The organism is Tepidicella baoligensis (assembly GCF_013432195.1).
Lineage (GTDB): Bacteria > Pseudomonadota > Gammaproteobacteria > Burkholderiales > Burkholderiaceae_C > Tepidicella > Tepidicella baoligensis.
Window position 1 is genome coordinate 1 of sequence record NZ_JACCDB010000003.1, and the last position, 24,578, is coordinate 24,578.

Below are 24,578 nucleotides of genomic sequence, written 5' to 3' on the forward strand. Positions count from 1 at the left end.
TGGAAATTTCGGAATGGTTTCTAATGAAATCAAGTACTTGCAGCGCTTCGTGTCGAACTCGGGATCTATCGCCCTTTATCCATTTTGTAATGCATTGACAATGGGTGGCAGTACTTTACATACCCCAACGCTGATTTTAGGGGGGACTGCAGATACATACACACCAATAGATGCTTGTATCACTGCATTTGAAGGCTCGACTGTAAATATAAAAATTTACAACAACGCGACTCATGCTTGGGATGCACCCAATCCGCCAAGAACTATTTTTGCTCTAGGTCGTTCAATTTTTATGAGCTACGATCCGCGTGCGACTCAGGATGGAATTGAGCAAGCATGGAAGTTTTTGATTGAGAACATGAGGCTTTGACGTCCCTTTTGAAGTCCCCTTGAAAACCTGAGCCACTTGGAAGTAGAGAATCCACCTCAACGGAGTCTCTACATGAAGAAATCCAGATTCAGCGAAGCGCAGATAGTCGGCATCCACAAGGAGGTCGAGCTGGGCGCCAAGGTCGGCGAGACGTGCAGGAAGCACGGCATCAGCGAGCCGACTTACTTCAAGTGGAAGAACTAGTTCTCGGGCATCCCGAGTTCGACACGAAGCGCTGTAAGTGCTTGATTTCATTGGAAACCATTCCGAAATTTCCACTACAACAGGCTCAACTGGGCATCCGGTGCGGGCTTTCTGATGTTCATGGCCGCCAGCAGCTCGGCTTGCTCGCGGTCGATGTTGGAGATGCCGCTGATCAGCACCCCCTGGTTGATGCTGACACTTTGGCGCTGTATCCGGCGCAGCTGCGCCAGTGCGCTCTCGGGCGAGAGACTGTGACCGGCGGCCTTCAGGCGCTGGCGCATCACGCGGTAGAGGATCAGGGCCATGAAACAGATGCTGGCGTGAGCACGAATACGCTCAGGCAGGTCATAAGGGCAAGGTAAACTGGACCGAGATAAAGTCTCAGGCAGAGTACAGGAAGGTTATGGGTGAGGTAAAGTCCCTCGCTGATACAAAGAAGCTTTCTATAGCAAAGTGGGAGCTACTTCACTATTCGCGGCGGTAACGAAGGTCAAATCCACAAACGGCGGGGCTGTCCGAATTTTTGTGTAAACGGGTCGGACTTCAGTTGACGGAGATGCGGTCTCCGAACTGAATGGTAAATCGTGTCAGTGCGGCCTTCCAGTCCCGGATAGGCATGGTCCACTTCTGGCTGATGTTGCGCAAGGCCAGATAGAACAGCTTGGTCAGCGCTTCATCGCTGGGGAACGAACCCCGGTTCTTGGTCAGCTTCCTCAAGCTCATGTTCACCGACTCGATGGCATTGGTGGTGTAGATGACCTTGCGGATTTCGGGTGGGTAGTCAAAGAACGGTATCAGCCGACTCCAATTCCTGCGCCAGGACTGGCCGATGGGCAGGTATTCCGCATCCCAGCGGGCCTCGAATTCCCCGAGCATCAGCTCTGCCTCCTCGGCGGTGGCGGCCGTGTAGATGCGGCGCAGGTCGGCTGCCACCTCTTTGCGGCGCTTCCACGAGACGTAGTTCAGGCTGTGGCGCACCATGTGCACGATGCACAGCTGTACCACCGCCTTGGGGAATACCGCCTCAATCGCGTCGGGGAAACCTTTGAGCCCGTCAACGCAGGCGATGAAGATGTCCTGCACGCCACGGTTGCGCAGTTCGGTGACGACCTGCAGCCAGAACTTGGCCCCCTCGGTCTGGGCCAGCCACAGGCCCAGCACCTCCTTCTCACCCGTCATGGTGATGCCGATGGCCAGGTACACCGCCTTGACGCGCACCGCGCCCTCGCGCACCTTCACATGGATGCAGTCCAGGTAGACAATGGGGTAGATGGGTTCCAGCGGCCGGGACTGCCAGGCCTTGACCTCGTCGGCTACAGCGTCGGTCACCGAGGAAATCAGGCTGGGCGAGACCTCGGTGCCATACATCTCTTCGAGGTGGGCCTGTATCTCGCGCACCGTCAGGCCACGGGCGTACAGCGAGATGATTTTGTCGTCGAAGCCGGCCCAGCGGGTCTGGTGCTTGGGAATCAGTTGCGGTTCGAAGCTGCCATGACGGTCGCGGGGCACCTCAATGGGCAGTTCACCGAAATCGCCCTTGAGGGTCTTCTTGCTTTTGCCGTTGCGGGTGTTGCCACTGGCATTGGACACCGGCTCGTTACGTTCGTGGCCAAGGTGTTCGGTCAGTTCAGCATCCAGGGCTCGCTCGACCAGCAACTTGGTCAGTTGCTTGAGCAGGCCGTTGGCGCCTATGAGGTCTTCAGGTTTCTTGTAGTTGGCCAGCAGGCCGGACAACAGTTCTTCGGGTACGTCGTGTTTCTTGGTGCTCATGGTGCTTACGGACAGGCCGGCTTGCGCCGGCGGTGGATTGTCCGTATACACAAAATTCAGCACACCCTCCAAACGGCAGGTTGAAACGCTACCAGCACCACAGCATCACGGATATTTATTCAACCCATGAGGCATAACCCTGCGCTCTACCGGACATTGCACGATAAAGCCACGCAGCGCCGGGGACCTCCACGTTAGGCCACACGAAAACCACATGAGCATCAAACACCAGGGATCGTGCCTCTGTGGAGGTATCAGCTTCAACATACACGGCCCATTGGCGCCGATTCAGGTTTGCCACTGCTCTCAATGCAGGCAAGCCCAGGGCGGACCCGTCGCCACAAACATTCCCGTTGAAGCATCAAACTTTGAGTTTTTAAAGGGCCAAGAGTTGCTGCAGCAGTACGAATCGTCACCCGGCAAAATTCGGGCGTTCTGCAAAGTCTGCGGCTCCCCGTTGTACAGCAAGCGGGATACACGGCCAGGCATCTTGCGTATCAGGGCTGGCCTTTTGCGTGAGCCTGTTGGCTCGCACCTTGGCTTCCAAGCATTCACCAACTCAAAAGCCAGCTGGTGGCCAATCGTGGCAGGCATACCGGAGTACCCAGAAGGCGCCCCGCAGAACGCCCAGCAAAATCCATGAGTCACCGCTTGCGCACAACAGCCAGGGGTCCCAGGCCCCGGGCGCGGCAGCCTGTCTGTGGCCCCCGGTTAAAATAAAGAGTTTCCCTCCCCACTGCGGCCGAACGGGTTCGCGCCGCCACTTCGAGGTTCTGATGACCGCCGCCACCCCCTCTTCCGTTTCCGTGCAAACCATGGCCAACGCCATCCGCGCCTTGGCCATGGACGCCGTGCAGCAGGCCAATTCCGGTCACCCGGGCGCCCCCATGGGCATGGCTGATATGGCCGTGGCCCTGTGGACGCGGCACCTTCGGCACAACCCCGCCAACCCGGCCTGGTTCAACCGCGACCGTTTCGTGCTCTCCAACGGCCACGGCTCCATGCTCATCTATGCCTTGCTGCACCTGAGCGGCTACAAGCTGCCCATTGGTGAGCTGAAGAACTTCCGCCAGCTGCACAGCAAGACGCCGGGGCACCCCGAGGTGGGCGTGACGCCCGGGGTGGAAACCACCACCGGCCCGCTCGGCCAGGGTATTGCCAACGCGGTGGGCATGGCGCTGGCCGAAAAGCTGCTGGCTGCCGAGTTCAATCGCGACGGCCACGCCATCGTCGATCACCACACCTATGTGTTCCTGGGCGACGGCTGCCTCATGGAAGGCATCAGCCACGAGGCCTGCGCCCTGGCCGGTGCCTGGAAGCTCAACAAGCTGATCGTCCTGTACGACGACAACGGCATTTCCATCGACGGCCAGGTGGCGCCCTGGTTCATTGACGATACGCCCGCCCGCTTCAAGGCCTATGGCTGGAATGTGGTCGGCCCGGTGGACGGCCACGATGTGGATGCGGTGGACGCGGCCATTGCCCAGGCCAGACAGAGCACCGACAAGCCCACGCTCATCGTCTGCAAGACGAGCATTGGCAAGGGCAGCCCGAACCGCGCCAACACCGCCAAGGCCCACGGCGAGCCGCTGGGTGTCGAGGAAATCCAGCTCACCCGCGAAGCCTTGGGCTGGCCGCACGCCCCCTTCGTGATCCCCAAAGACGTGTACGCCGCCTGGGACGCCAAGGCCGCCGGCAAGGCTGCCGAAAAGGCCTGGAACGACCGCTTCGCCGCTTACAAAAAGGCCTTCCCGGACCTGGCCCGTGAGTTCACGCGCCGCATGAAGGGCGAACTGCCCAAGGGCTTCGACCAGTTGGTGGTGGACACCGCCGTGGCCGCCCACATCAAGGCCGAAACCGTGGCCAGCCGCAAGGCCAGCCAACTCGCGCTGGAAGCCTATACCGCCGCGCTGCCCGAGCTGCTGGGTGGCAGCGCCGACCTGACCGGCTCCAACCTCACCAACACCAAGTCCACCCCCAGCCTGCGCTTTGACGCTGCCGGCGCGGTGGTGAAAAACGAGCAGGGCCAGGGTGGCCGCCACATCAACTATGGCGTGCGCGAGTTCGGCATGGCCGCCATCATGAACGGCGTGGCGCTGCACGGCGGCTTCATTCCCTACGGGGGCACCTTCCTGACCTTCAGTGACTACTCGCGCAACGCCATTCGCATGGCGGCGCTGATGAAGCAGCGTGTGGTGCATGTGTTCACCCACGATTCCATTGGCCTGGGTGAGGACGGCCCCACACACCAAGCCATCGAGCACGCCGCCAGCCTGCGCCTGATCCCCAACCTGGACGTGTGGCGCCCGGCCGACACGGCGGAAACCGCCATCGCCTGGGCGGTGGCCTTGAAGAACGACAGCAAGCCCACCGCGCTGCTGCTCAGCCGCCAGAACCTGAGCTATGCACCCAAGAAGGATCTGAGCGACATCAACAAGGGCGCTTATGTGCTCAGCGAGCCGCAGGATGTGGGCTTCAAAGCCGACAAGAAAGCCAAGGCCGTCATCATCGCCACCGGCTCCGAAGTGCAACTGGCGCTCAAGGCCCAGCAGTTGCTGGCCGAACAGAAGGTGCCGGTGCGGGTGGTGTCCATGCCCAGCAGCACCACCTTTGACCGCCAGAGCACCGAATACCAGTTGGAGGTTCTGCCCCAAGGCGTGCCGCGTGTGGCGGTGGAAATGGGCGCCACCGACGGCTGGTGGAAATACGGCTGCGCCGCCGTGGTGGGCATCGACACCTATGGCGAATCGGCCCCCGCTGCGGTGCTGTTCCAGCATTTCGGCTTCACGCCCGAGAACGTGGCCGCCACGGTGCAGGCCGTGCTCGAACGCTGATCCCCTTTCTCCGACACCCAGAGGCATTCTCATGAGCATCCGACTCGGTATCAACGGTTTTGGCCGTATCGGCCGTTTGGCGCTGCGCGCCGCCCTGCGCGATTTTCCGGAGATGGAGATCGCCGGCATCAACGACCCCAAACCCGCCGACTACCTGGCCTATATGCTGAAGTACGACAGCGTGCACGGCCGCTTCCAGGGCGAGGTGAGCCATGAAGGCAACGAAGCCCTCATCGTGAACGGCAAGCGCATTCCGCTTTCGCACGAGCGCGACAACCCGCAGCTCCAATGGGGCGCGATGGGCGTGGACATCGTGCTCGAATGCACCGGCGCCTTCCTGACCGCCGAGGCCTGCCAGGTGCACCTGGACGCGGGCGCCAAGAAAGTGGTGATCTCCGCCCCCTCCAAGGACGACGTGCCCATGTTCGTCTATGGCGTCAACCACACCGCCTACGCCGGGCAAGCCATCATCAGCAACGCCTCTTGCACCACCAATGCGCTGGCCCCGGTGGCCAAGGTGCTTCACGACAAATGGGGCATCAAGCGCGGCCTCATGACCACCGTGCACGCCGCCACCGCCAGCCAAAAGACGGTGGACGGCAGCTCCAAGAAGGACTGGCGCGGCGGCCGTGGCATTCTGGAAAACATCATTCCCAGCAGCACCGGGGCGGCCAAGGCGGTGGGCAAGGTGATTCCCGAGCTGAACAAAAAACTCACGGGCATGAGCCTGCGCGTGCCCACGTCTGACGTGTCGGTGGTGGACCTCACGGTGGAGCTCGCCAGCGAAGCCAGCTATGAGGACATCTGTGCGCAGATGAAAGCCATGAGCGAAAAGCCCGTGAGCGAAGGCGGCATGCAAGGGGTGCTGGGCTACACGACCGACAAGGTCGTCTCCACCGACTTCCGCGGCGAGAACTGCACCAGCGTGTTCGATGCCGGCGCCGGCATTGCGCTGGACCCGACCTTCGTCAAGGTCGTGGCCTGGTACGACAACGAGTGGGGTTACGCCGCCAAGTGCCTGGAGATGGTTCGCGTCGTGGCGAAATGACGGCCTGAAGCCACCGGCTCGGGGCGGGTCCGTCTCAGGGGCAGCGTTGCAGAGGGCGGTCCCGCAGTATGCCCATGGCTTCGATCCGGCGCCGTTGTGCATCGGTCACGCCTTCGAGACGCAGGGTGTAGACCACCGTGTCCGGCCGTTCCTGCACCACCCGGGCACCCGCCACGCCTTGCCGGCTGAGGTCGGCGAGCGCCCGCTGCGCCGCTTCCCGCGTGGAGTAAGTGCCCAGCGCCAGCCCCGGGGACAGGCTGGGCAACGACAATTCGCGGTGGTCGATGTTGGCCCGGCGCAATTCGCTGCGGCGTTGTTGCAGGGCGGCGTCGTTGGGGAATGGACCGAGATAGACGATCCAGCGCGCTGGCAGCAGACTTTCGGTGAGGTTCCAACGCCCGTTCATGCCGTCCATGTGTTCCAGTGCAGCCCGCACCAGCACTTCCTGCGCGGGCGGCAGCCCCGTGGCCTGCCAGCAGGTGGCCGGCAGAGGCGGTGAAGCGTCCAAGGCGGGCGGGGTGGGTTCGGCATCAGGCGGCTCGGGTTCGGGGCCCTGGGTGGCTGTTGGGAAAGAAGCGGTTTCGCCTCCCGCGGCATTCAGGACCACGAGCGCCTCGGGGGCCACTTGCTGGGCCAGCCGCTGGGGCTCGCGCGGATCGTGTGGGGCCCAGCCCAGCCCCGCCAGATGACCTTGCGTGTAGCCCCAGAAGGCCAGGTTGGCCAGCAGCAGGATCAGCACCAGCGCCCTCAGCACGGGCGTACACTCACTTCCTGCTGCACCACGGCCACGCGCCCGCAGGGCCCTTGCAGCCACAGGGCACCGTCCGCCCGAACACCGTCGGCCATACCCTCCTGCCCGTCGGACAGGCGCACCGCCCGACCGCGCAGGGCGTCTCGCTGGCTGAACCGGGCCTGGAAGGCGGCAAAGCCCTCCCGTTCGAACACCAAGAGGTCGCGTACCAGCGCGGGCAACACCCGGGCCAGCCAGCCGCCGGCCGTCAGCGCAACCTGGGGAGCCAGTGTGTGCAGGCCCACAGCGGGCATGGGTGCAGCCCCGTGGAGATCGGGGGGCGTTTCGGGCAGTTTGGGCGTGGTGACGTTGAGGCCGATGCCGATGATGGCGTAGCGCCCAGAGCCCACGTTGGCCGTCTCCACCAGGATGCCGCCCAGCTTGCGGTCCTGCCACCACAGATCGTTGGGCCATTTCAGGCGCACATCGGGATGCAGTGCCTCCGCCAGGCTCACGCCGACTGCCAGCGACAGGCCAGACCAATCGGCGGGCCGCAGCGGCAACCCGAGTGAGAACGTCAGCGACCCTCCCGGCCGGCTCACCCAGTTGCGGCCTCGCCGGCCTCTCCCTGCGGTTTGCTCGGCGGCCACCAACAGCAACGGATCGGCCAGTCCCTGACGGGCGCGGCGCATCAGCTCCGTGTTGGTCGAGTCGATCGTGGGCAGGACCTCGATCGCGAAACCCGGCCACAGTGGGGCGACGGCTTGCCAGAGGGTTTCCGCAGCAGCGTGCAGATCGGCCAGGGCGCGTTGTGGCGTCATGATGGGGCGCGCGGGCGGCGTGAAGAGGGCGCCCGGCGCGGTTGGCGAGCCTTGGGAGCCAGCAGCGTGCCTCGGCAGCGGGGTGTGCCGCACCAGCAGGCATAGTCGGCCTTCAGTTGGGCGGTGTAGGGCTCGTCGATCACCAGGCCGTAGTCGTAGAACAGCTCCTCGCCGGCAGCGATGTCGCGCAGCGCCTTGATGAACACCCGGCCATCGGGCGTCTGCTCGGCCTCGCAGTTGGGGGTGCAGCTGTGGTTGATCCAGCGCGAGGCGTTGCCGCCAAACTTGGCATCGATCACGCGCCCGTCGTCGATGTGGAAGTAAAACGTGTGTGTGGGGTGGGCGGGGTCGTGCGGGTGGCGGCGCAACGCCTCCGCCCAGGAAATGACCTCGCCCGTGTATTCGATCAGCCGCTCCCCAGCCTTCAGCGGGCGCAGTGCGAACACGCCCTTGCCGTGCACGCCGGAGCGGCGGATCTGGAGCCGACGGCCTGCGGGCCGGGGGGCATGGAGAGCGGTTTGAGCGGGCACGTGCGGAAATTTGGTAACGTTATTTCATGCCTGCGCGCGCACGTGTGCGCACCGGTGCGCGTGCGCGCGCATGGGAGTGGATTGTAGAGATGAATGCGAAAGATATGACAAAGACGCTGGTGATCGCCGAAAAGCCGTCCGTGGCCCAGGACATCGTGCGGGCGCTGACGCCCGTGGCGGGCAAGTTCGAGAAACACGAGGACTATTTTGAGAACGACCGCTACGTCGTCACCTCGGCTGTGGGGCACCTGGTGGAAATCGCTGCCCCAGAAGCCTACGACGTCAAGCGCGGCAAGTGGAGCTTTGCCCACCTTCCGGTGATCCCGCCGCACTTCGAACTCAAGCCCATCGACAAGACCAAATCGCGCCTCAATGCGGTGGTCAAGCTGGCCAAGCGCAAGGACGTGGGCACCTTGGTCAACGCTTGCGACGCCGGTCGTGAGGGTGAGCTGATCTTTCGCCTGATCGAGCAATACGCCGGGGGCGCCAAGGGCCTGAACAAGCCGGTGCAGCGGCTGTGGCTGCAATCCATGACACCGCAGGCCATACGCGAGGGCTTCGAGCAGCTGCGCAGCGACGAGCAGATGCGCCCCTTGGCCGACGCCGCGCGCAGCCGCTCCGAGGCCGACTGGCTGGTGGGCATCAACGGCACCCGCGCCATGACCGCCTTCAACAGCCGTGATGGCGGTTTTTTCCTGACCACCGTGGGCCGGGTGCAGACGCCCACGCTGGCCGTGGTGGTGGAGCGTGAGGAAAAGATCCGTGCGTTCAAGAGCCGCAACTACTGGGAAATCCACGCCACCTTCGGGGCCCAGGCCGGCCAGTACCCGGGCAAGTGGTTCGATCCGGCGTTCAAAAAGCCCACGGCCCAGCAGATCGAAGACGGTGCCGACGCCGAACTCAAGGCCGACCGGCTGTGGACCGAAGCCGAGGCGCAGGCCATTGCCCAGGCCGTGCGCGGTCGGCCTGCCAGCGTGACCGAAGAGTCCAAGCCAACCACCCAGGCCAGCGGCCTGCTGTACGACCTCACCAGCCTGCAGCGCGAGGCCAACAGCCGTTTCGGCTTCCCGGCCAAGATGACGCTGCAACTGGCCCAGAGCCTGTACGAAAAGCACAAGGCCCTGACCTATCCGCGTACCGACAGCCGCGCCCTGCCCGAAGACTATCTGAGCACCGTCGAGCAGACGTTCGAGATGCTGGCGGCCAGCCCGTTGAACCACCTGGCGCCGCATGCGAGGCTGGCGTTGAGCCAGGGCTACGTCAAGCCCAGCAAGCGCGTGTTCGACAACAGCAAGGTGAGCGATCACTTCGCCATCATTCCCACGTTGCAGGCCCCCAGCGGTCTGAGCGAGGCCGAGCAGAAGCTCTACGATCTGGTGGTGCGGCGCTTCATCGCGGTGTTCTACCCGCCGGCCGAATTCCTGGTGACCACCCGCATCACCCAGGTCGAGGTGCCGGGCGCTACCCACCATTTCAAGACCGAAGGCAAGGTGCTGCTCAAACCCGGCTGGATGGCGGTGTATGGCAAGGAGGCTGCGGCCGATGTGCAAGACGCCAAGGACGGCGACAAAGGCCAGAATTTGGTGGCCGTGCAACCCGGCGAGACGGTGCGCACCGAGGACGCACTGGTGAAAGCCCTCAAAACCCGGCCGCCCGCGCGCTACACCGAAGCCACCTTGCTGGCCGCCATGGAAGGCGCCGGCAAGATGGTGGACGACGAGGAGCTGCGCAACGCCATGGCCGACAAGGGGCTGGGCACCCCCGCCACGCGGGCGGCCATCATCGAGGGCTTGCTGACCGAGAAATACCTGTTGCGCGAGGGCCGGGAGCTCGTGCCCACGGCCAAAGCCTTCCAACTGATGACGCTGCTGCGCGGCCTGGGGGTGGAAGAGCTCTCCAGGCCGGAACTCACGGGCGAGTGGGAGCACAAGCTCTCGCTCATGGAGCGCGGCCAGCTCAGCCGCGAAGCCTTCATGCGCGAGATCGCCGAGATGACGGAGCACATCGTCAAGAAAGCGAAGGAATACGACCGCGACACCGTGCCCGGCAACTACGCCACCCTGCGCACGCCCTGCCCCCATTGCGGCGGCGTGGTGAAAGAAAACTACCGGCGTTTCGCCTGTACCGGCGCCGACGGGCAGAGCGAAGGATGCGGGTTTTCCTTCGGCAAATCACCCGGCGGGCGCACCTTCGAAATCGACGAGGCCGAAGCCTTGCTGCGAGACCGCCGCATCGGACCGTTGGACGGCTTCCGCTCCAAAGCCGGCTGGCCCTTCGTGGCGGAGCTGGTGCTCAAGTTCAGCGAAGCCGACCGGAACTGGAAACTCGAATTCGATTTCGGCGACGACAAGGCCGAGGAGGAAAGCGGCGAGCTGGCCGACTTCAGTGCCGCCGAGGCGCTGGGCCCCTGCCCCAAATGCGGCAGTCCGGTGCATGCGCACGGCAACAACTATGTGTGCAGCAAGGCCGTTCCCACGCTGGCGCAACCCACACCGAGCTGCGATTTCAAGACCGGCATCACCATTTTGCAGCAGGCAATCACGCCCGAGCAGATGCGCAAACTGCTGAGCACCGGCAAGACCGACCTGCTGGACCAATTCGTCTCCAACAAGACGCGCCGTGCTTTCAAAGCTTACCTGGTTTGGGACCCGGGCGCGGGCAAGGTGACGTTCGAGTTCGAGCCGCGCGAGAGCAAATACCCGCCGCGCAAGACGGCGGCAGCCAAGGCCCCGGCCAAGACCGCGGTGAAAACCGCTGCCCGGAAAACCCCCGCCAAGAAGGCGACACGCAAAGCGGCCTGAGGCCCTATCATCACGTCTGGATGCATCACTACGCGGAGATCTTTGCATGAGCCTCAAGCTGTACTACGCCCCTGGCGCCTGTTCCTTCGTTCCTCACAGCCTGCTGGAGCTGGCCGGCGTGCCGTTCGAGCCCGTGATGGTCAAGCTGCACAAGGGGGAGCACCGCACGCCCGAGTACCTCGCCATGAATCCGCGTGGCCAGGTGCCGGTGCTGGTCGATGGTGCCGACGTCATCACCCAGATCGTGGCCATCGTGCTGCACCTGGACCAGCGCCTGCCCGAAGCCGGCCTGTTGCCGCAGGCCGGGCTGGAGCGCACCCGCGTGATCGAGACCTTCGTGTGGATGAACAACACCGTGCACCCGATGTTCACCCACGTCTTCATGCCGCAGAAGTTCACTGACGACGCCGCGGCGCAGGCAGCGGTCAAAGCCCACTGTGTTCGCCTCTACCGCGAACTGCTGGGCGAAATCGAGGCCATGGTGGCCAAGAAGGCCACCCCCTGGCTGACCGGCGCGAATCCGGGCGTGCTCGACGCCTATGCGCTGACCCTGCTGCGTTGGGGCGGCTTCGCCGGTATCGACCCCACCTCCCTGCCGCACACCTGGGCGCTGGCACAGGCTTTCGCGGCCCTGCCCGCCGTGGCCCGCGTGGTCGAGCGCGAAAAGCTGCAGCTCAACGTCTACAAGCCGGCGGCCTGAGCCGCAGCAGCGGCGTTCACCGACTGCGCAAAACGCACGATGACGCGCAGGCCCCGGCGCTGGGCTCGCCCCGGATGGGTGTCCTCGAATTGCAGGGTTGCCCCATGCTGGCGGGCAATTTCCTGCACGATGGCCAGCCCCAACCCGGAGCCGTCCACATTGGTGCCCAGGGCCCGGTAAAAGGGTTCGAGCACCAGCGCCCGCTCGGGCTCGGGAATCCCTGGCCCATCGTCTTCCACTTGCAATACCTGCACACCGCTGAACCGGTCCACCAGCAGGCGGACCGTCACCACGCCGCCGGCCGGGGTGTAGTTGATGGCGTTGTCCACCAGGTTGCGCACCAGTTCGCGCACCAGGGTCGGGTTGCCCATGAGCGTGCAGCCGGGCGGGGTGTGCTCCGGCCCTTCGTAGCCGAGGTCGATCTGCTTGTCCAGGGCGCGAGGCACCGAGTCCTCGATCACGTCGGTGATGGCTTCGGCGAGGTCCACCGGCATGCTGGGCAGGCTGCGCCCCGAGGTTTCGGCCCGGGCCAGGGCCAGGAGCTGGTTGACGGTGTGCGTGGCGCGCATGCTCGACTTCGCGATCTGCTGGAGCGAGCGATGGATGTCGTCACCCGAGGCGTTCTGCGCCATCTCGGCCTGCATGCGCAAGCCCGCCAGCGGGGTCTTGAGCTGGTGCGCGGCATCGGCGAGAAACCGTTTCTGGTTGGTGACCGACGTTTTGAGGCGCTGCAACAGGTCGTTGATCGACGACACCAGCGGGGCCACCTCTTGCGGCACGTGCTCGTTGTCGATGGGGCTGAGATCGTCGGGCTTGCGCGCCCGGATGCGCTGTTCCAGGTCGTTCAGCGGCCGGATGCCCCGCACCAGCGCCAGCCAGACCAGCAGCACGGCCAGCGGCAGAATGATGAACTGCGGCACCATCACGCCCTTGATGATTTCGGTGGCGAGCTTGGAGCGCTTGCCCCGCGTCTCGGCCACCTGGATGAGCACACGCTGTTCGCGGTCCGGTCCACGCACGATCCAGGTGTAGGCCACCCGCACGTTTTCGTCGCGCACCATGTCGTCGCGCAGGTGGACTTCACCGGGTTGGGGGTGCAGTTCTGGATTCGGTGCGGGAAAGTCCGGGTCCCCGCTGATGAGGCGGCCCGCCGCATCGCGCACCTGGTAGAAGACGAGGTCGGTGTCATCGGCCCGCAGCAGGTCGCGCGCCTGGTTGGTGAGGTTGAACTGCACCTGGCCGTCGCGCACGACGACGAACTGGGTCAGCGCCTGCAAATTGAATTCGAGAGCCCTGTCGTAAGGCTTGCTGGCAATGCCCTGGGCCACGAACCAGGTCAGGGCCAGCGACAACGGCCACAGCAGCAGCAGTGGCGTGAGCATCCAGTCCAGAATCTCGCCAAAGAGGCTGCGTTGCTCGCGTTGAAACAGGCCCAGCGACAGCGGCGGGTCGGCCGCCGGTTCGGGCAGCGCATCGAGCGGTGAAGCGTCAGCCAGGGATTTTTTCAAGGCAATACCCCAGCCCGCGCACGGTGGCAATGCGGATCGGGCCTTTCTCGATCTTCTTGCGCAGGCGGTGGATGTACACCTCGATGGCATTGTTGCTCACTTCTTCGCCCCACTCGCACAGGCGCTCCACGAGCTGGTCCTTGCTCACCAGACGGCCGGCGCGTTGCAGCAGCACCTCCAGAAGGCCCAGTTCGCGCGCCGAAAGCTCGATCATCTTGCCGTCGATCGTGGCGACTCGGCCGGCCTGGTCATAGACCAGCGGGCCGTGCTTGATCTGGCTGCTGGCCGCGCCGTTGCCGCGCCGCACCAGGGCGCGTACCCGTGCCTCCAGTTCCTGCAGGGCAAATGGCTTGGCCATGTAGTCGTCGGCGCCCAGGTCCAGCCCCCGGACCCGTTCGTCCACGCTGTCGGCGGCGGTGAGGATGAGCACGGGCAGGGTCGAGCCCCGTCCACGCAGCCGCTTCAGGACTTCCAGGCCGTGCATGCGCGGCAACCCGAGGTCGAGGATGAGCAGGTCGAACTCGTTGTTCGTCATCAGCGCGGCATCGGCTTCGGTGCCGCTGGCCACGTGGTCCACGGCGGCGCCGGCGGCACGCAGCGTGCGCAGCAACCCGTCAGCGAGCACCTGGTCGTCTTCGGCTATGAGTATGCGCATCGTCGGTCTCCTGCGGTGAGGCTGGGAACCCGCGGGTGGGGGGTTCAGGTGTCCATTTTAGGCTTTCAGTTCCCCTGTGCGTAGGCTTCCAGGCCCAGTGCCACGACGGTGGCGACCTGTTCGCCCACGGCGTCGCGGAACTCCGCTTCGGTTTGGGCCACGGCCAGGCGAAATGCCTCCAGCCAGTCCAGCCCCGCCGGCGTGAACACGATGCGTTTGGCGCGCGCATCGAGCGGGTCCGGTTCGCGCCGCACCAGGCCCCAGGCCTCGCACTGATCCACCAGATCACCCATGGCCTGCTTGCTCATGCCGGCGCTGTGGGCCAGCGCCGTCAGTCGCGCGCCTTGCAACGGCAGGTGGCGGGTGATGTGCACGATCGCCGCCCCCACCTGACCGCGCGCGGCGAGGTGGGACAGGGCCAATGGGGCCTGCGGGTCGTGCGTCATGCGTTCGAGCACGCGCTCGTCGAAGCGGCGCAGGGCATGCCCCATGAGCCGGCCCAGATGGGTCAGCCGCCAGCCGTCGTCACGCACCCGGGGGTTGGAAGGGGTTTTCCATGTCATGCGCAAATAGTAATACAGACTGACCAAAAATATGAATATTTAAAAGATATTCGCCGTTAAACTGCCGCTCAAGCACCGACACACCGTTGTTGAAGCGAGGGAGGCAGGTGCTTCAACCCCATGTTTTTCAAGGAGATTGTTCATGAATGCAGCCGTCAAGCCCCAGGACAGCGACAAAGCCAAGGCCCTGCAAGCCGCGCTGGCCCAGATCGAGAAACAGTTCGGCAAGGGCACCATCATGCGTCTGGGTGAAGGCGAGGCGATCGAAGACATTCAAGTCGTCTCCACCGGCTCGCTGGGCCTGGACGTGGCCCTGGGCGTGGGCGGCCTGCCGCGCGGCCGTGTGATCGAAATCTACGGCCCGGAATCATCGGGCAAGACGACGCTGACGCTGCAGGTCATCGCCGAAATGCAAAAGCAAGGCGGCACCTGTGCCTTCGTGGATGCCGAGCACGCCCTGGACGTGCAGTACGCCCAGAAACTCGGCGTGAATCTGCAAGACATGCTGATCTCCCAGCCCGACACCGGCGAGCAGGCGCTGGAGATCGTGGACAGCCTGGTGCGCTCCGGTGCGGTGGACCTGATCGTGGTGGACTCGGTGGCCGCGCTCACGCCCAAGGCGGAAATCGAGGGCGACATGGGCGACAGCCTGCCCGGCCTGCAGGCCCGCCTGATGAGCCAGGCGCTGCGCAAGCTGACCGCCACCATCAAGAAGACCAACTGCATGGTCATCTTCATTAACCAGATCCGCATGAAGATCGGTGTGATGTTCGGCTCGCCCGAGACCACCACCGGCGGCAATGCGCTCAAGTTCTACGCCTCGGTGCGCATCGACATTCGCCGCACCGGCTCGATCAAGAAGGGCGAGGAAGTGGTGGGCAGCGAAACCAAGGTCAAGGTGGTGAAGAACAAGGTGGCGCCGCCCTTCAAGACGGCCGAGTTCGACATCCTCTACGGCGAGGGCATCAGCCGCGAGGGCGAAATCATCGACCTGGGTGTGAACCACAAGGTGATCGAGAAGTCGGGCGCCTGGTATGCCTACAACGGCGAGAAGATCGGCCAGGGGCGCGAGAATGCGCGCGAATTCCTGCGCGAAAACCCGGGCCTGGCTCGCGAGATCGAAAACCGTATCCGTGAGGCGCTGGGTGTGCCGGCCTTGGCGGCCGACGTCGAGCCGGCGGCCTCGGTGGAGGCATGACGCAGCGGGTGCTGCAACCCCTTTCCCTCAAAGGCAGGGCCTTGCGCCTGCTGGCCCAGCGCGAGCACAGCCGCCAGGAGCTGGAGCGCAAGTTGCGCTCCCATGCGGCCGGGCCACAGGAGCTGGAGGCGTTGCTCGACGCGCTCGAAGCGGAGGGCTGGCTGTCGGACGAACGCTTCGCTGAGGCCCTTGGTCGCCAGCGCGCCGCCCGCTACGGTCTGCGGCGCGTGCGCGCCGATTTGCGGGCGAAAGGGGTGGATGAGACGCTCATCCGCGCCACGCTGGCGAGCCTGGAGGGCAGCGAGGCCGATCGGGCCCGGCAGGCCTGGACGCGCAAATTCGGACAACCTCCGCGTTCCGCTGCGGAGCGCGCCCGCCAGATTCGCCACCTCTTGGCCAAAGGGTTTGCCCCGGACCTCGTGGCCCGGGTGGTGCCACGGGCGGAGGTCCCGGTGGACGAGGGCAACGAAGATCCGCTCAGTGAAGCACACGAACCAGAGTAAACGGGGGCCGACGCAAACCGCAATCTCGATGGAGGAGGCCATGGCACCATCCAGTCGGTGAGGTCCCAGGCGAACGAAGGGGGCGGCCTTCCGCCAAACCAACATCCTGGCCCTGACGCAGCGCAGACGCCAAACGGGCAGGCAAGGACGCATGCTTTCTGATCGGCGTTGCGCTTCAGGCCAGCCAGCGTTGCAGGCGCTGCAGCGCCTCGGTCAGGTCTTCTATCGAACTGGCGGTGGAGAAGCGCACGTGGGTGCCGCGATCGTGTTCGCTGAAGTCCACGCTCGGGGTGGCCACCACGTGGGTCTCGCGCATCATGCGCTCGACCAGCGCTGCGCTGTCATGCACCCCCAGGCGATCGAACAGGGCGCTGGCGTCCGCCCAGGCATAGAACGCCCCATCGGGCATGACCGGCACATCAAAGCCCAGGGCGCGCAGTCCGGGGATGAAGGCATCGCGCCGGGCCTGGTAGGCCGCGCGGCGCTCTTCATAGATGGCGAGGCTTTCGGGCTCGAAGCAGGCCAGGGCCGCATGCTGCGCCACCGTGCTGGCGCAGATGTAGAGGTTTTGCGCCAGCCGCTCCACCACGTCCACCAGCGCGTCGGGCAGCACCAGCCAGCCCAGGCGCCAGCCGGTCATGCTGAAGTACTTGGAAAAGCTGTTGATGCTGACGACGTCCTCGCCCAAGGCGAGCGCGGTCTGTCCGTAACGTTCGTCGAAGCTCAACCCCAGGTAGATCTCGTCCATCAGCAGAATGCCCCCGCGTGCGCGGACCTCGGCGTGGATGTCCCGCAACACCTGGGGGTCCACCGAGGTGCCGGTCGGGTTCGAGGGCGATGCGATCAGCACCCCGACGGTTTGCGCGCTCCAGGCCTGGGCGATGCCGGCCGGATCGAGCTGGAAGCGGTTGGCGGCGGCGCTCGACAGCAGCCGGGCCCGCGCGCCGATGGACGCCAGGATGTGCCGGTTGCACGGGTAACTCGGGTCGGGCATGAGCACCTCGTCGCCCGGGTTGAACAGGGCCAGACAGGCCAGTTGCAAGCCTGCCGATGCCCCGGCCGTGACCACGATGCGGCGCGCCGGCACGTCCAGGCCGTGGCGCTGCGCATACCACGCGCTGATGCGCTTGCGCAGCGCCGGCAGGCCCAGCGCCGGGGTGTACTGGGTGAGACCGGCCTCGATGGCACGCTGCGCGGCCGCCTGCACAGGAGGCGGGGCCGTGAAGTCCGGTTCACCGATGTTGAGGTAGAGCATGCGAGGCTGGCCGGCACCGAGGTCGGCCGCCAGGGCCTGGGCCCGCTTGGCCACCTGCATCACGTAAAAGGGCGCGACGCTTTGCGCGCGGTCGGAGATTCTCAGGGTCATGGCAGCGACTGTAGCGGCTTTTTCGGTGCTGGCCTCATCCATCACTTGCCGATACAGAACGACGAGAAGATTTCCCCCAGCAGGTCGTCGGCGCTGAACGCGCCCGTGATCTCGTTGAGCGCGTTTTGCGCCAGGCGCAGCTCTTCGGCCAGCAGGTCCAGCGATTGGGCCTGGGCAGCCAGATGCCGTGCGGCCCCGTGCAAGTGGTCCTCCACCCGGCGCAAAGCCTGCACATGGCGTTCCCGGGCAATGTAGAGCCCCTCGGCGCCGCCCTGCCAGCCGGCCAGTTGCAGCAGGCGCTGGCGCAGGGCGTCCATCCCGACACCGGTCTTGGCCGAAAGGCGCAGGTTTTCGTGCGCGGCGTGGCCCGGCGCAGTCACGGTTGAAGGCACGTCCGGCGTCGTGGGCAGGTTGCCCCCCGCCGACACATCGGCTTTGTTCCACACATCGATCACCGTCACGCTGGCGGGCAGTCGAGCGTCCAGCAGTGCCGCGATCTCGGCATCTGCCCGGTCGTAAGCGGCTTGTCCTGTTCGGGTGAGGTCGTGCAGGAACAGCACCGCGTCCGCCGCCTCGATCTGGGCCCAGGCGCGCTCGATGCCGATGCGCTCCACCTCGTCGATACCCTCGCCTTCGCGCAGGCCGGCGGTGTCGATCACGTGCACCGGCACACCCTCGATCTGGATGGCCTGCTGCACCACGTCACGGGTGGTGCCGGCGATGGGCGTGACGATGGCCAGCTCGGCACCGGTCAGCGCGTTGAGCAGCGAGCTTTTGCCGGCGTTGGGCTGGCCCGCGATCACGACCTTGATGCCCTCGCGCAGCAGCGCGCCCTGGCGGGTCTTGCGCAGCACCTCGGCAAGCAGCGCTTGCAGGCGGTCGAGCTGGCCCTGAGCGTCGGCTTTCTGCAGGAAGTCGATCTCTTCTTCCGGGAAGTCCAGTGTCGCCTCCACCAGCATGCGCAGGTGGATCAGCGCGTCGCGCAGCGTGCCGATCTCGCGCGAAAAGTCGCCGGCGAGCGAGCGCGAGGCGCTACGGGCCGCGGCTTCGGTGCTGGCATCGATCAGGTCGGCGATCGCTTCGGCCTGAGCCAGATCGATCTTGTCGTTGAGAAAGGCGCGTTCGGTGAACTCACCCGGCCTGGCCAATCTCAGCCCGGCCAGGCGCGGACGACCCGTGGCCGGATCGGGTTCGGCAGCCGCCTGCAAGCAGCGCGCCAGCAGCAGTTGCAGCACCACCGGGCCACCGTGGGCTTGCAGTTCCAGCACGTCCTCCCCGGTGTAGGAGTGCGGGGCCGGGAAATGAAGCGCCAGGCCGTGGTCGATGGGTGTGCCGTCGGCATCGCGAAACGCCAGGTAGGTGGCTTCGCGCGGCTTGAGGGGTTTGCCGCACAGCGCCTGCAGCAGTGCATCCAGCCCGCGGCCCGATACCCGAACGATCCCCACCGCCCCGCGACCGGGTGCGGTGGCGATGGCCACGATGGGGTCCTGATGGCGGGGCAGCATGTTCAGCGGTCGGCGATCGGTGAGGCCAAGGAAAAAGGGCCGCTGAGGCGGCCCTTTGAGCTTATTTGAACTTCGGCATGTTGAATTTCAACGGCACACCCATGGAGTGGTTGATGTAGGCCTGCTGGGCAATGGTCAGGATGTTGTTCGTGATCCAGTACAGCACCAGGCCGGCCGGGAAGAAGAAGAACATCACGCTGAAGATCACCGGCATCAGCCACATCAGCTTGGCCTGCAGCGGATCGGGCGGCAGCGGGTTGAGCGCGGTCTGGAAAATGGTCGTCACGGCCATGATCAACGGCAGGATGTAGTACGGGTCCGGCGAGGACAGGTCCACGATCCAGCCGATCCATGGCGAATTGCGCATTTCCACGCTGGACATCAGCACCCAGTACAGGGCGATGAACACCGGGATCTGGATCAGGATTGGCAGGCAGCCGCCCAGCGGGTTGACCTTCTCCTCGCGGTAGATCTTCATCATCTCCTGCTGCATCTGCTGCGGGTTGTTCTTCAGGCGCTCGCGCATTTCCATGATGCGTGGGTTGATCGCCTTCATCTTGGCCATGCTGCGGTAGGCGCTGGCGTTGAGCCAGTAAAAAGCGGCCTTGATCAGCACCACCAGCAGCACGATGGCCCAACCCCAGTTGCCCACCAGGCCGTGGATTTTCTCCAGCAGCCAGTACAGCGGTTTGGCCAAGATGGTGAGCCAGCCGTAATCCTTGACCAGTTCCAGGCCGGGAGCCAAGGTTTCCAACACCTTCTCCAGCTGCGGGCCGACGAACAGCACGGTGTCCAGGGCTTGGGTTGTACCCGGTTCCACCGCACCCATCGGGGTGATCATGCCGGCAGCGTAGAGGTTGCCGATGCGGCGCACGAAGTTTTCGCGCTCGATGCCCTGCCCCAGCAGCCAGGCGGTGGCGAAATAGTGCTGGACCATGGCCACGTAGCCGTCGCTGGCGGTGCGCTGGAAGGTGGCCTTGTTGCGGTCGATGTCCTCGAACTGGACCTTCTGGAACTTGCCTTCCTGGCTGAAGATGGCGGGGCCGGTGAAGGTGGAGTAGAACGGGGTGTCGCTGCTGGCCTTTTGGCCGTCACGAACCAGTTGCAGATAGAGCTGCGGGCTCACCGGCGTTTCGCCTTGGTTGATGACTTCATGGCGCACGCCGATGTCGTACGCGCCCCGGCGCAGCGTGTAGGTCTTGGCCAACACCACACCATTGACGGGCGCCGACTCGAAGCGCAAGACCAGTTCGTCCTGGCCCGGAGCCAGCGCACGATCGCCAGAGACGAGGCGCATCGGTGTTTTGTGGGTGGGGAAGTCGCCACCGATCAGGCCGGTCTGCGCCACGTAGGTGCGATTGCCGTCCTGGGTCAGCAGCGTCAGCGGGGACTGGTCACGGCGCAGCGCCTTGCCGGTGGCGGCAAAATGCTCCAGCAAGGTGGCGCCCACCAGCGAGCCGCCTTCCGAGTCGAATGTGAGTTCCAGCACATCCGTTCTGACCACATGGGTTTCGCGCGCGATGTTGGCCGAGGCCTCAGGTGGTGTGAGGCTGCCTGGGGCGGTGCCGATCATCGAGGCCGTGGGCAAAGCGCTGTCGCCGGCCGGCGTGGGCTCCTGGCCGGCGGCGCGGTGGCTTGGCGAGCTCGACGGGAAGAAGGTGGCGGGACGGTCGTTGTAAATCTGCCACTGGTCCCACAGCAGGACCAGCGAGAAACCAAAAATCACCCACAGGATGGATCGGCGTATGTCGCTCATGACGGTTTCTTTTCGGAAGGAGCGGAGACGAGGGAAGAAAAAGGGCGCGGCAGGCCGTCAGGGACGGGGTCGCATCCGCCCTCGCACCAGGGGTGGCAGCGCACGAGGCGCCGCAAGGTGAGGTAGCTGCCGCCCAGGGCGCCATGGCGTTCCAGGGATTGCAGCGCATAGGCGGAGCAGGTGGGCTCGAAGCGGCAACCCGACCCCAGCCACGGGCTGAGCAGCAGCCGGTAGCCCTTGACGATACCGATCAGGATGTGCCTGGGCCAGTCACGCACGGCGGGCCCTTTCGAACAGGCGCTGCAACTCGGCGCGGGCGGCGTGGCGCAGGGCCTCGGAGCCGGCACTCGGGAATTGTTCGCGGGAAAAGCCGCTGCGCAAACGCACCACCACGGCCACCTCGGGCAGTGCATGCATCCACTCACGTGCGACGGCATAGATCTGCCGCCGCAACAGGTTGCGCGTCACGGCCCGGCGGGCCCAGCGTTTGGGCACCATGGCCCCAACCCAGCGTCCTCCACCAGGGAAGAGCCCATCCGACGCCCCGCGGGCGCGCGAGTCGGTCAGGTGAAGCGCGAAATGCATGGTCTTGGCTGCCGGCGCAGACGACAACACTGCGTCGAACTGGGCACGATGACGCAGGCGCTGCAGCGCAGGGGCCGAGGGCGCCGATCCACCGGGGTTCGCGCTGGCCGACACCTGGACTCGGCGACGCTTCAGACGCTCAGGCGCTTGCGGCCCTTGGCACGGCGGGCGTTGAGCACGGCGCGACCGCCACGGGTCTTCATGCGAACCAAAAAACCGTGGGTGCGGGCGCGGCGGATCTTGGAGGGTTGGTAGGTGCGTTTCATGATGGTGTGAATTCCGGAAATTTCCGAGGAAACCCTAGATTATTGCAAAGATTCGCTTTTTCGCCAAGCCAAGTCCGTTGAACCTGGCGTTGACACATCCCGCCACCCCGGCAAACCCGGATGTGGATAACTGGGTGCAGCGGCTACAATGGCGCCTCGATTTTGGTCCGCTATCCACAGCCCGTCACGCCGTTCGATCCTGTTTTCCGGATGTCCATGAACCCCTCTCATCCCACGCCCGAGGTCTCGGTCGATACCGCCGGTCTGTGGAGCGCCTGCGTGGAGCGGCTGGCGCTCGAACTCCCGGAGCAGCAATTCAACACCTGGATCCGCCCCTTGGCGGCCAGGGTCGCGCCCGACGGCAGCAAGGTCACACTGGCGGTGGCGAACCGGTTCAAAATGGATTGGATTCGGGCCCAGTATGGCGGCAAGATCAGCGCCACGCTGCAGGCGCTCACGGGCCGGCCGGTGGGGCTGGAGTTGGTGCTCGCTCCGCGTGAAGCCCCTGCCAGATCCGGGTTCGCCCAAAAGCCTCCACCCGGCTTGCAGGACCCGATCTTCGCCGAGCTGCCCGAAGTCCCGGCCCCTGCCCCCGAACCCCAGGCCGAAGCCCACAAGCACCGCCTCAACCCTGCACTCACCTTTGCCACGTTGGTGGAGGGTTCGGCCAACCGCATGGCGCGCGCTGCGGCCATGCACGTGGCCGGCAGTCCCGGCCAGCTCTACAACCCGCTGTTCGTCTATGGCGGCGTCGGCCTGGGCAAGACGCACCTGGTGCACGCCATCGGCAACCAGTTGCTCGCCGATCGTCCCCAGGCCAAAGTTCTCTACATCCATGCCGAGCAGTTCGTCTCGGATGTGGTCAAGTCCTACCAGCGCAAGACCTTTGACGCCTTCAAGGAGCGCTACCACTCGCTGGATCTGCTCATCATCGACGACGTGCAGTTCTTCGCCAACAAGGACCGCACACAGGAAGAGTTCTTCAACGCCTTCGAGGCGCTGCTGGCCAAGAAAAGCCACATCGTCATGACCAGCGACACCTACCCCAAGGGGTTGACCGACATCCACGAGCGGCTGGTCTCGCGCTTCGACTCGGGCCTCACGGTGGCCATCGAGCCGCCCGAACTGGAAATGCGGGTGGCCATCCTGATCAGCAAGGCCGAAGCCGAAGGCGCCACCATGCCCGAGGACGTGGCTTTCTTCGTGGCCAAGAACGTGCGCTCCAACGTGCGCGAGCTCGAAGGCGCCTTGCGCAAGATCCTGGCCTACAGCCGCTTCAACCAGAAAGACGTGTCGATCCAGCTCGCGCGGGACGCGCTCAAAGACCTGCTGAGCATCCAGAACCGGCAGATCAGCGTGGAGAACATCCAGAAGACGGTGGCCGACTTCTACAAGATCAAGGTCGCCGACATGTACTCCAAGAAGCGGCCGGCCAACATCGCGCGGCCGCGCCAGATCGCCATGTTCCTGGCCAAGGAGCTGACCCAGAAAAGCCTGCCCGAAATCGGGGAACTGTTCGGCGGGCGTGACCACACCACGGTGCTGCACGCGGTGCGCAAAATCGCCGCCGAGCGCCAGACCGTGAGCGAGCTCAACCAGCAGCTGCACATACTGGAGCAAACCCTCAAGGGCTGACATGCAAACCTGTAACAATGTCAGGTGGTGTGTGCGGCCTTTCGCGCCCCACGATTTCATGAGACAAACCCCCTGAAAGCACGCGCATGATCGTTTTCCAATCGACCCAGGACAAAGTGTTGACGGCTCTGCAATCGGTGGCCGGCATCGTGGAGCGGCGCCACACCCTGCCGGTGCTGGCCAATGTGCTGATCCGCAAGATGGGGGCGCAGGTGCAGCTCACGACCAGTGACTTGGAAATCCAGATCCGCACCCAGGCCGATCTGGGTGGCGACGACCAGGCCTTTGCCACCACGGTGGGTGCGCGCAAGCTCATCGACATTCTCAAGACGCTGCCCGCGGATCAACGCGTGAGCCTGGAGTCGCAGCAGAACAAGCTCATCCTCAAGGGTGGCAAATCCAAGTTCACGCTGCAGACGCTGCCGGCCGAGGATTTCCCGCTGGTGCAGGAGTCGCCCAGCTTTGGCCCGGTGTTCAGCGTGCCGCAGAAAACCTTGAAAAGCCTGCTGGGCCAGGTGTCGTTCGCCATGGCGGTGCACGACATCCGCTACTACCTCAACGGCATTCTGTTCGTGGCCGAGGGCCAAAAGCTCAGTCTGGTGGCCACCGATGGCCACCGCCTGGCCTTCGCCAGCGCCGACCTCGACGTGGATGTGCCGAAACAGGAGGTGATCCTGCCGCGCAAGACGGTGCTGGAACTGCAGCGCCTGCTCAGCGACAAGGAGGGCGCCATCGAGATGCAGTTTGCCTCCAACCAGGCCCGTTTCACCTTCGAAGGTATGGAGTTCGTCACCAAGCTGGTGGAAGGCAAGTTCCCGGACTACAACCGCGTCATCCCGCGCAACCACCACAACATCTTGGTGCTGGGCCGCCAGCCGCTGCTGGCCGCGCTGCAGCGCGCCGCGATCATGACGAGCGAGAAGTTCAAAGGTGTGCGCCTGAGCCTGGAGCCCGGCGTGCTGCGGCTGGCGGCCAACAATGCCGACCAGGAGGAGGCGGTCGATGAGCTTGACATCGAATACAGCGGCGACCCGATCGAAATGGGCTTCAACGTGACCTACCTGATCGACGCGCTGGGCAACATGTCGCAAGACATGGTGCGCATCGAGCTGGCCGACAGCAACTCTTCGGCCCTCCTCACCATCCCCGGCAACGAGCACTTCAAGTACGTGGTGATGCCGATGCGCATCTGACCGCCAGCGAACGCCCCCATTTCCCCGGCCCGCGCAA

Annotated in this window: 24 protein-coding genes and 1 pseudogene; 11 read left to right on the forward strand and 14 right to left on the reverse strand. The window is 64.7% G+C overall.

Features of this window, described 5'->3' with window-relative positions; translation table 11 throughout:
- Positions 1-370, forward strand: a 370-nt coding sequence (locus HZS63_RS04630; protein WP_219339091.1) for a dienelactone hydrolase family protein, incomplete at its 5' end; no start/stop codon positions are given.
- A gap of 72 nt (positions 371-442) precedes the next feature.
- A complete protein-coding gene (locus HZS63_RS04635; RefSeq protein ID WP_180682895.1) occupies positions 443-574 on the forward strand; it encodes a transposase in 132 nt (43 codons plus the stop codon).
- Between the two features lie 74 nt (positions 575-648).
- Here the strand turns inward: HZS63_RS04635 and HZS63_RS04640 are convergent.
- Both HZS63_RS04640 and HZS63_RS04645 read right to left on the reverse strand, forming a co-directional pair.
- Positions 649-918 (reverse strand): annotated as a pseudogene (locus HZS63_RS04640) (IS1634 family transposase); the annotation flags it as partial.
- Between the two features lie 199 nt (positions 919-1,117).
- Positions 1,118-2,344, reverse strand: a complete 1,227-nt coding sequence (locus HZS63_RS04645) for an IS256 family transposase (protein WP_180682897.1) — start codon at positions 2,342-2,344, stop codon at positions 1,118-1,120.
- A 214-nt stretch (positions 2,345-2,558) separates the two neighbouring features.
- Between HZS63_RS04645 and HZS63_RS04650 the strand changes: the two genes are divergently transcribed.
- From HZS63_RS04650 to gap, 3 genes are all read left to right on the forward strand, one after another.
- Positions 2,559-2,987 carry a GFA family protein gene (locus HZS63_RS04650; RefSeq protein ID WP_180682898.1) on the forward strand — a complete coding sequence of 143 codons (429 nt, stop codon included), beginning with the start codon at positions 2,559-2,561 and terminating at the stop codon, positions 2,985-2,987.
- Between the two features lie 133 nt (positions 2,988-3,120).
- Positions 3,121-5,178: a transketolase gene (tkt, locus tag HZS63_RS04655; protein WP_246316161.1), complete on the forward strand. Its 2,058-nt coding sequence runs from the start codon at positions 3,121-3,123 to the stop codon at positions 5,176-5,178.
- 31 nt (positions 5,179-5,209) lie between these two features.
- Positions 5,210-6,226: a type I glyceraldehyde-3-phosphate dehydrogenase gene (gene gap / locus HZS63_RS04660; protein ID WP_180682899.1), complete on the forward strand. Its 1,017-nt coding sequence runs from the start codon at positions 5,210-5,212 to the stop codon at positions 6,224-6,226.
- A gap of 34 nt (positions 6,227-6,260) precedes the next feature.
- Here gap and HZS63_RS04665 read toward each other — a convergent pair whose 3' ends face one another.
- Genes HZS63_RS04665 through HZS63_RS04675 form a run of 3 tightly spaced genes read right to left on the reverse strand, consistent with a single transcriptional unit; the run spans position 6,261 to position 8,307 of the window.
- Complete coding sequence (locus HZS63_RS04665; protein ID WP_180682900.1) at positions 6,261-6,980, reverse strand: SPOR domain-containing protein; 720 nt, start codon at positions 6,978-6,980, stop codon at positions 6,261-6,263.
- Complete coding sequence (locus HZS63_RS04670) at positions 6,974-7,777, reverse strand: biotin--[acetyl-CoA-carboxylase] ligase (RefSeq protein WP_180682901.1); 804 nt, start codon at positions 7,775-7,777, stop codon at positions 6,974-6,976. The genes HZS63_RS04665 and HZS63_RS04670 overlap by 7 nt, the downstream gene beginning before the upstream one ends.
- Positions 7,774-8,307: an SET domain-containing protein-lysine N-methyltransferase gene (locus HZS63_RS04675; protein WP_180682902.1), complete on the reverse strand. Its 534-nt coding sequence runs from the start codon at positions 8,305-8,307 to the stop codon at positions 7,774-7,776. Before HZS63_RS04675 ends, HZS63_RS04670 begins: the two co-directional genes overlap by 4 nt.
- A 104-nt stretch (positions 8,308-8,411) precedes the next feature.
- Here HZS63_RS04675 and HZS63_RS04680 point away from each other — a divergent pair, with 104 nt between their 5' ends.
- Together HZS63_RS04680 and HZS63_RS04685 are read left to right on the forward strand one after the other, a co-directional pair.
- Complete coding sequence (locus HZS63_RS04680) at positions 8,412-11,108, forward strand: DNA topoisomerase III (RefSeq protein ID WP_246316178.1); 2,697 nt, start codon at positions 8,412-8,414, stop codon at positions 11,106-11,108.
- A gap of 46 nt (positions 11,109-11,154) precedes the next feature.
- Positions 11,155-11,808: a glutathione S-transferase family protein gene (locus HZS63_RS04685; protein WP_180682903.1), complete on the forward strand. Its 654-nt coding sequence runs from the start codon at positions 11,155-11,157 to the stop codon at positions 11,806-11,808.
- Here the strand turns inward: HZS63_RS04685 and HZS63_RS04690 are convergent.
- The 3 genes from HZS63_RS04690 to HZS63_RS04700 all read right to left on the reverse strand — a co-directional run bounded on the left by HZS63_RS04690 (position 11,790) and on the right by HZS63_RS04700 (position 14,534).
- On the reverse strand, positions 11,790-13,190 hold the full coding sequence (locus HZS63_RS04690; RefSeq protein WP_246316179.1) for a sensor histidine kinase: 1,401 nt from the start codon (positions 13,188-13,190) through the stop codon (positions 11,790-11,792). The two genes, HZS63_RS04685 and HZS63_RS04690, sit on opposite strands and share 19 nt — an antisense overlap.
- 106 nt (positions 13,191-13,296) lie before the next feature.
- Positions 13,297-13,971 carry a response regulator gene (locus HZS63_RS04695; protein ID WP_180682905.1) on the reverse strand — a complete coding sequence of 225 codons (675 nt, stop codon included), beginning with the start codon at positions 13,969-13,971 and terminating at the stop codon, positions 13,297-13,299.
- Between the two features lie 65 nt (positions 13,972-14,036).
- The gene (locus tag HZS63_RS04700; protein ID WP_180682906.1) at positions 14,037-14,534 is read right to left on the reverse strand and encodes a MarR family winged helix-turn-helix transcriptional regulator; all 498 of its coding nucleotides are present in this window, start codon (positions 14,532-14,534) and stop codon (positions 14,037-14,039) included.
- A 142-nt stretch (positions 14,535-14,676) separates the two neighbouring features.
- On the opposite strand from HZS63_RS04700, the gene recA reads away from it, so the two are divergent.
- Together recA and recX are read left to right on the forward strand one after the other, a co-directional pair.
- Positions 14,677-15,732, forward strand: a complete 1,056-nt coding sequence (gene recA, locus HZS63_RS04705) for a recombinase RecA (protein ID WP_180682907.1) — start codon at positions 14,677-14,679, stop codon at positions 15,730-15,732.
- The gene (gene recX, locus HZS63_RS04710) at positions 15,729-16,235 is read left to right on the forward strand and encodes a recombination regulator RecX (protein ID WP_180682908.1); all 507 of its coding nucleotides are present in this window, start codon (positions 15,729-15,731) and stop codon (positions 16,233-16,235) included. The genes recA and recX overlap by 4 nt, the downstream gene beginning before the upstream one ends.
- A gap of 175 nt (positions 16,236-16,410) precedes the next feature.
- On the opposite strand, the gene HZS63_RS04715 is transcribed toward recX, so the two are convergent.
- The 6 genes from HZS63_RS04715 to rpmH all read right to left on the reverse strand — a co-directional run bounded on the left by HZS63_RS04715 (position 16,411) and on the right by rpmH (position 21,713).
- Positions 16,411-17,595 carry a pyridoxal phosphate-dependent aminotransferase gene (locus HZS63_RS04715; protein WP_180683149.1) on the reverse strand — a complete coding sequence of 395 codons (1,185 nt, stop codon included), beginning with the start codon at positions 17,593-17,595 and terminating at the stop codon, positions 16,411-16,413.
- A 47-nt stretch (positions 17,596-17,642) separates the two neighbouring features.
- Positions 17,643-19,106: a tRNA uridine-5-carboxymethylaminomethyl(34) synthesis GTPase MnmE gene (gene mnmE / locus HZS63_RS04720; RefSeq protein WP_180682909.1), complete on the reverse strand. Its 1,464-nt coding sequence runs from the start codon at positions 19,104-19,106 to the stop codon at positions 17,643-17,645.
- Positions 19,107-19,167: 61 nt separating this feature from the next.
- Positions 19,168-20,862, reverse strand: coding sequence for a membrane protein insertase YidC (yidC, locus tag HZS63_RS04725; RefSeq protein ID WP_180682910.1), 1,695 nt, complete (start codon positions 20,860-20,862; stop codon positions 19,168-19,170).
- A complete protein-coding gene (yidD, locus tag HZS63_RS13975; protein WP_343039949.1) occupies positions 20,859-21,140 on the reverse strand; it encodes a membrane protein insertion efficiency factor YidD in 282 nt (93 codons plus the stop codon). Before yidD ends, yidC begins: the two co-directional genes overlap by 4 nt.
- Complete coding sequence (gene rnpA / locus HZS63_RS13980; RefSeq protein ID WP_343039950.1) at positions 21,133-21,561, reverse strand: ribonuclease P protein component; 429 nt, start codon at positions 21,559-21,561, stop codon at positions 21,133-21,135. The genes yidD and rnpA overlap by 8 nt, the downstream gene beginning before the upstream one ends.
- Positions 21,562-21,578: 17 nt before the next feature.
- Positions 21,579-21,713: a 50S ribosomal protein L34 gene (gene rpmH / locus HZS63_RS04735; protein ID WP_180682911.1), complete on the reverse strand. Its 135-nt coding sequence runs from the start codon at positions 21,711-21,713 to the stop codon at positions 21,579-21,581.
- Positions 21,714-21,923: 210 nt separating this feature from the next.
- Between rpmH and dnaA the strand changes: the two genes are divergently transcribed.
- Positions 21,924-23,348, forward strand: a complete 1,425-nt coding sequence (dnaA, locus tag HZS63_RS04740; protein ID WP_180682912.1) for a chromosomal replication initiator protein DnaA — start codon at positions 21,924-21,926, stop codon at positions 23,346-23,348.
- Between the two features lie 86 nt (positions 23,349-23,434).
- Positions 23,435-24,541, forward strand: a complete 1,107-nt coding sequence (gene dnaN / locus HZS63_RS04745; protein ID WP_180682913.1) for a DNA polymerase III subunit beta — start codon at positions 23,435-23,437, stop codon at positions 24,539-24,541.
- The last annotated feature ends 37 nt before the right edge of the window (positions 24,542-24,578 follow it).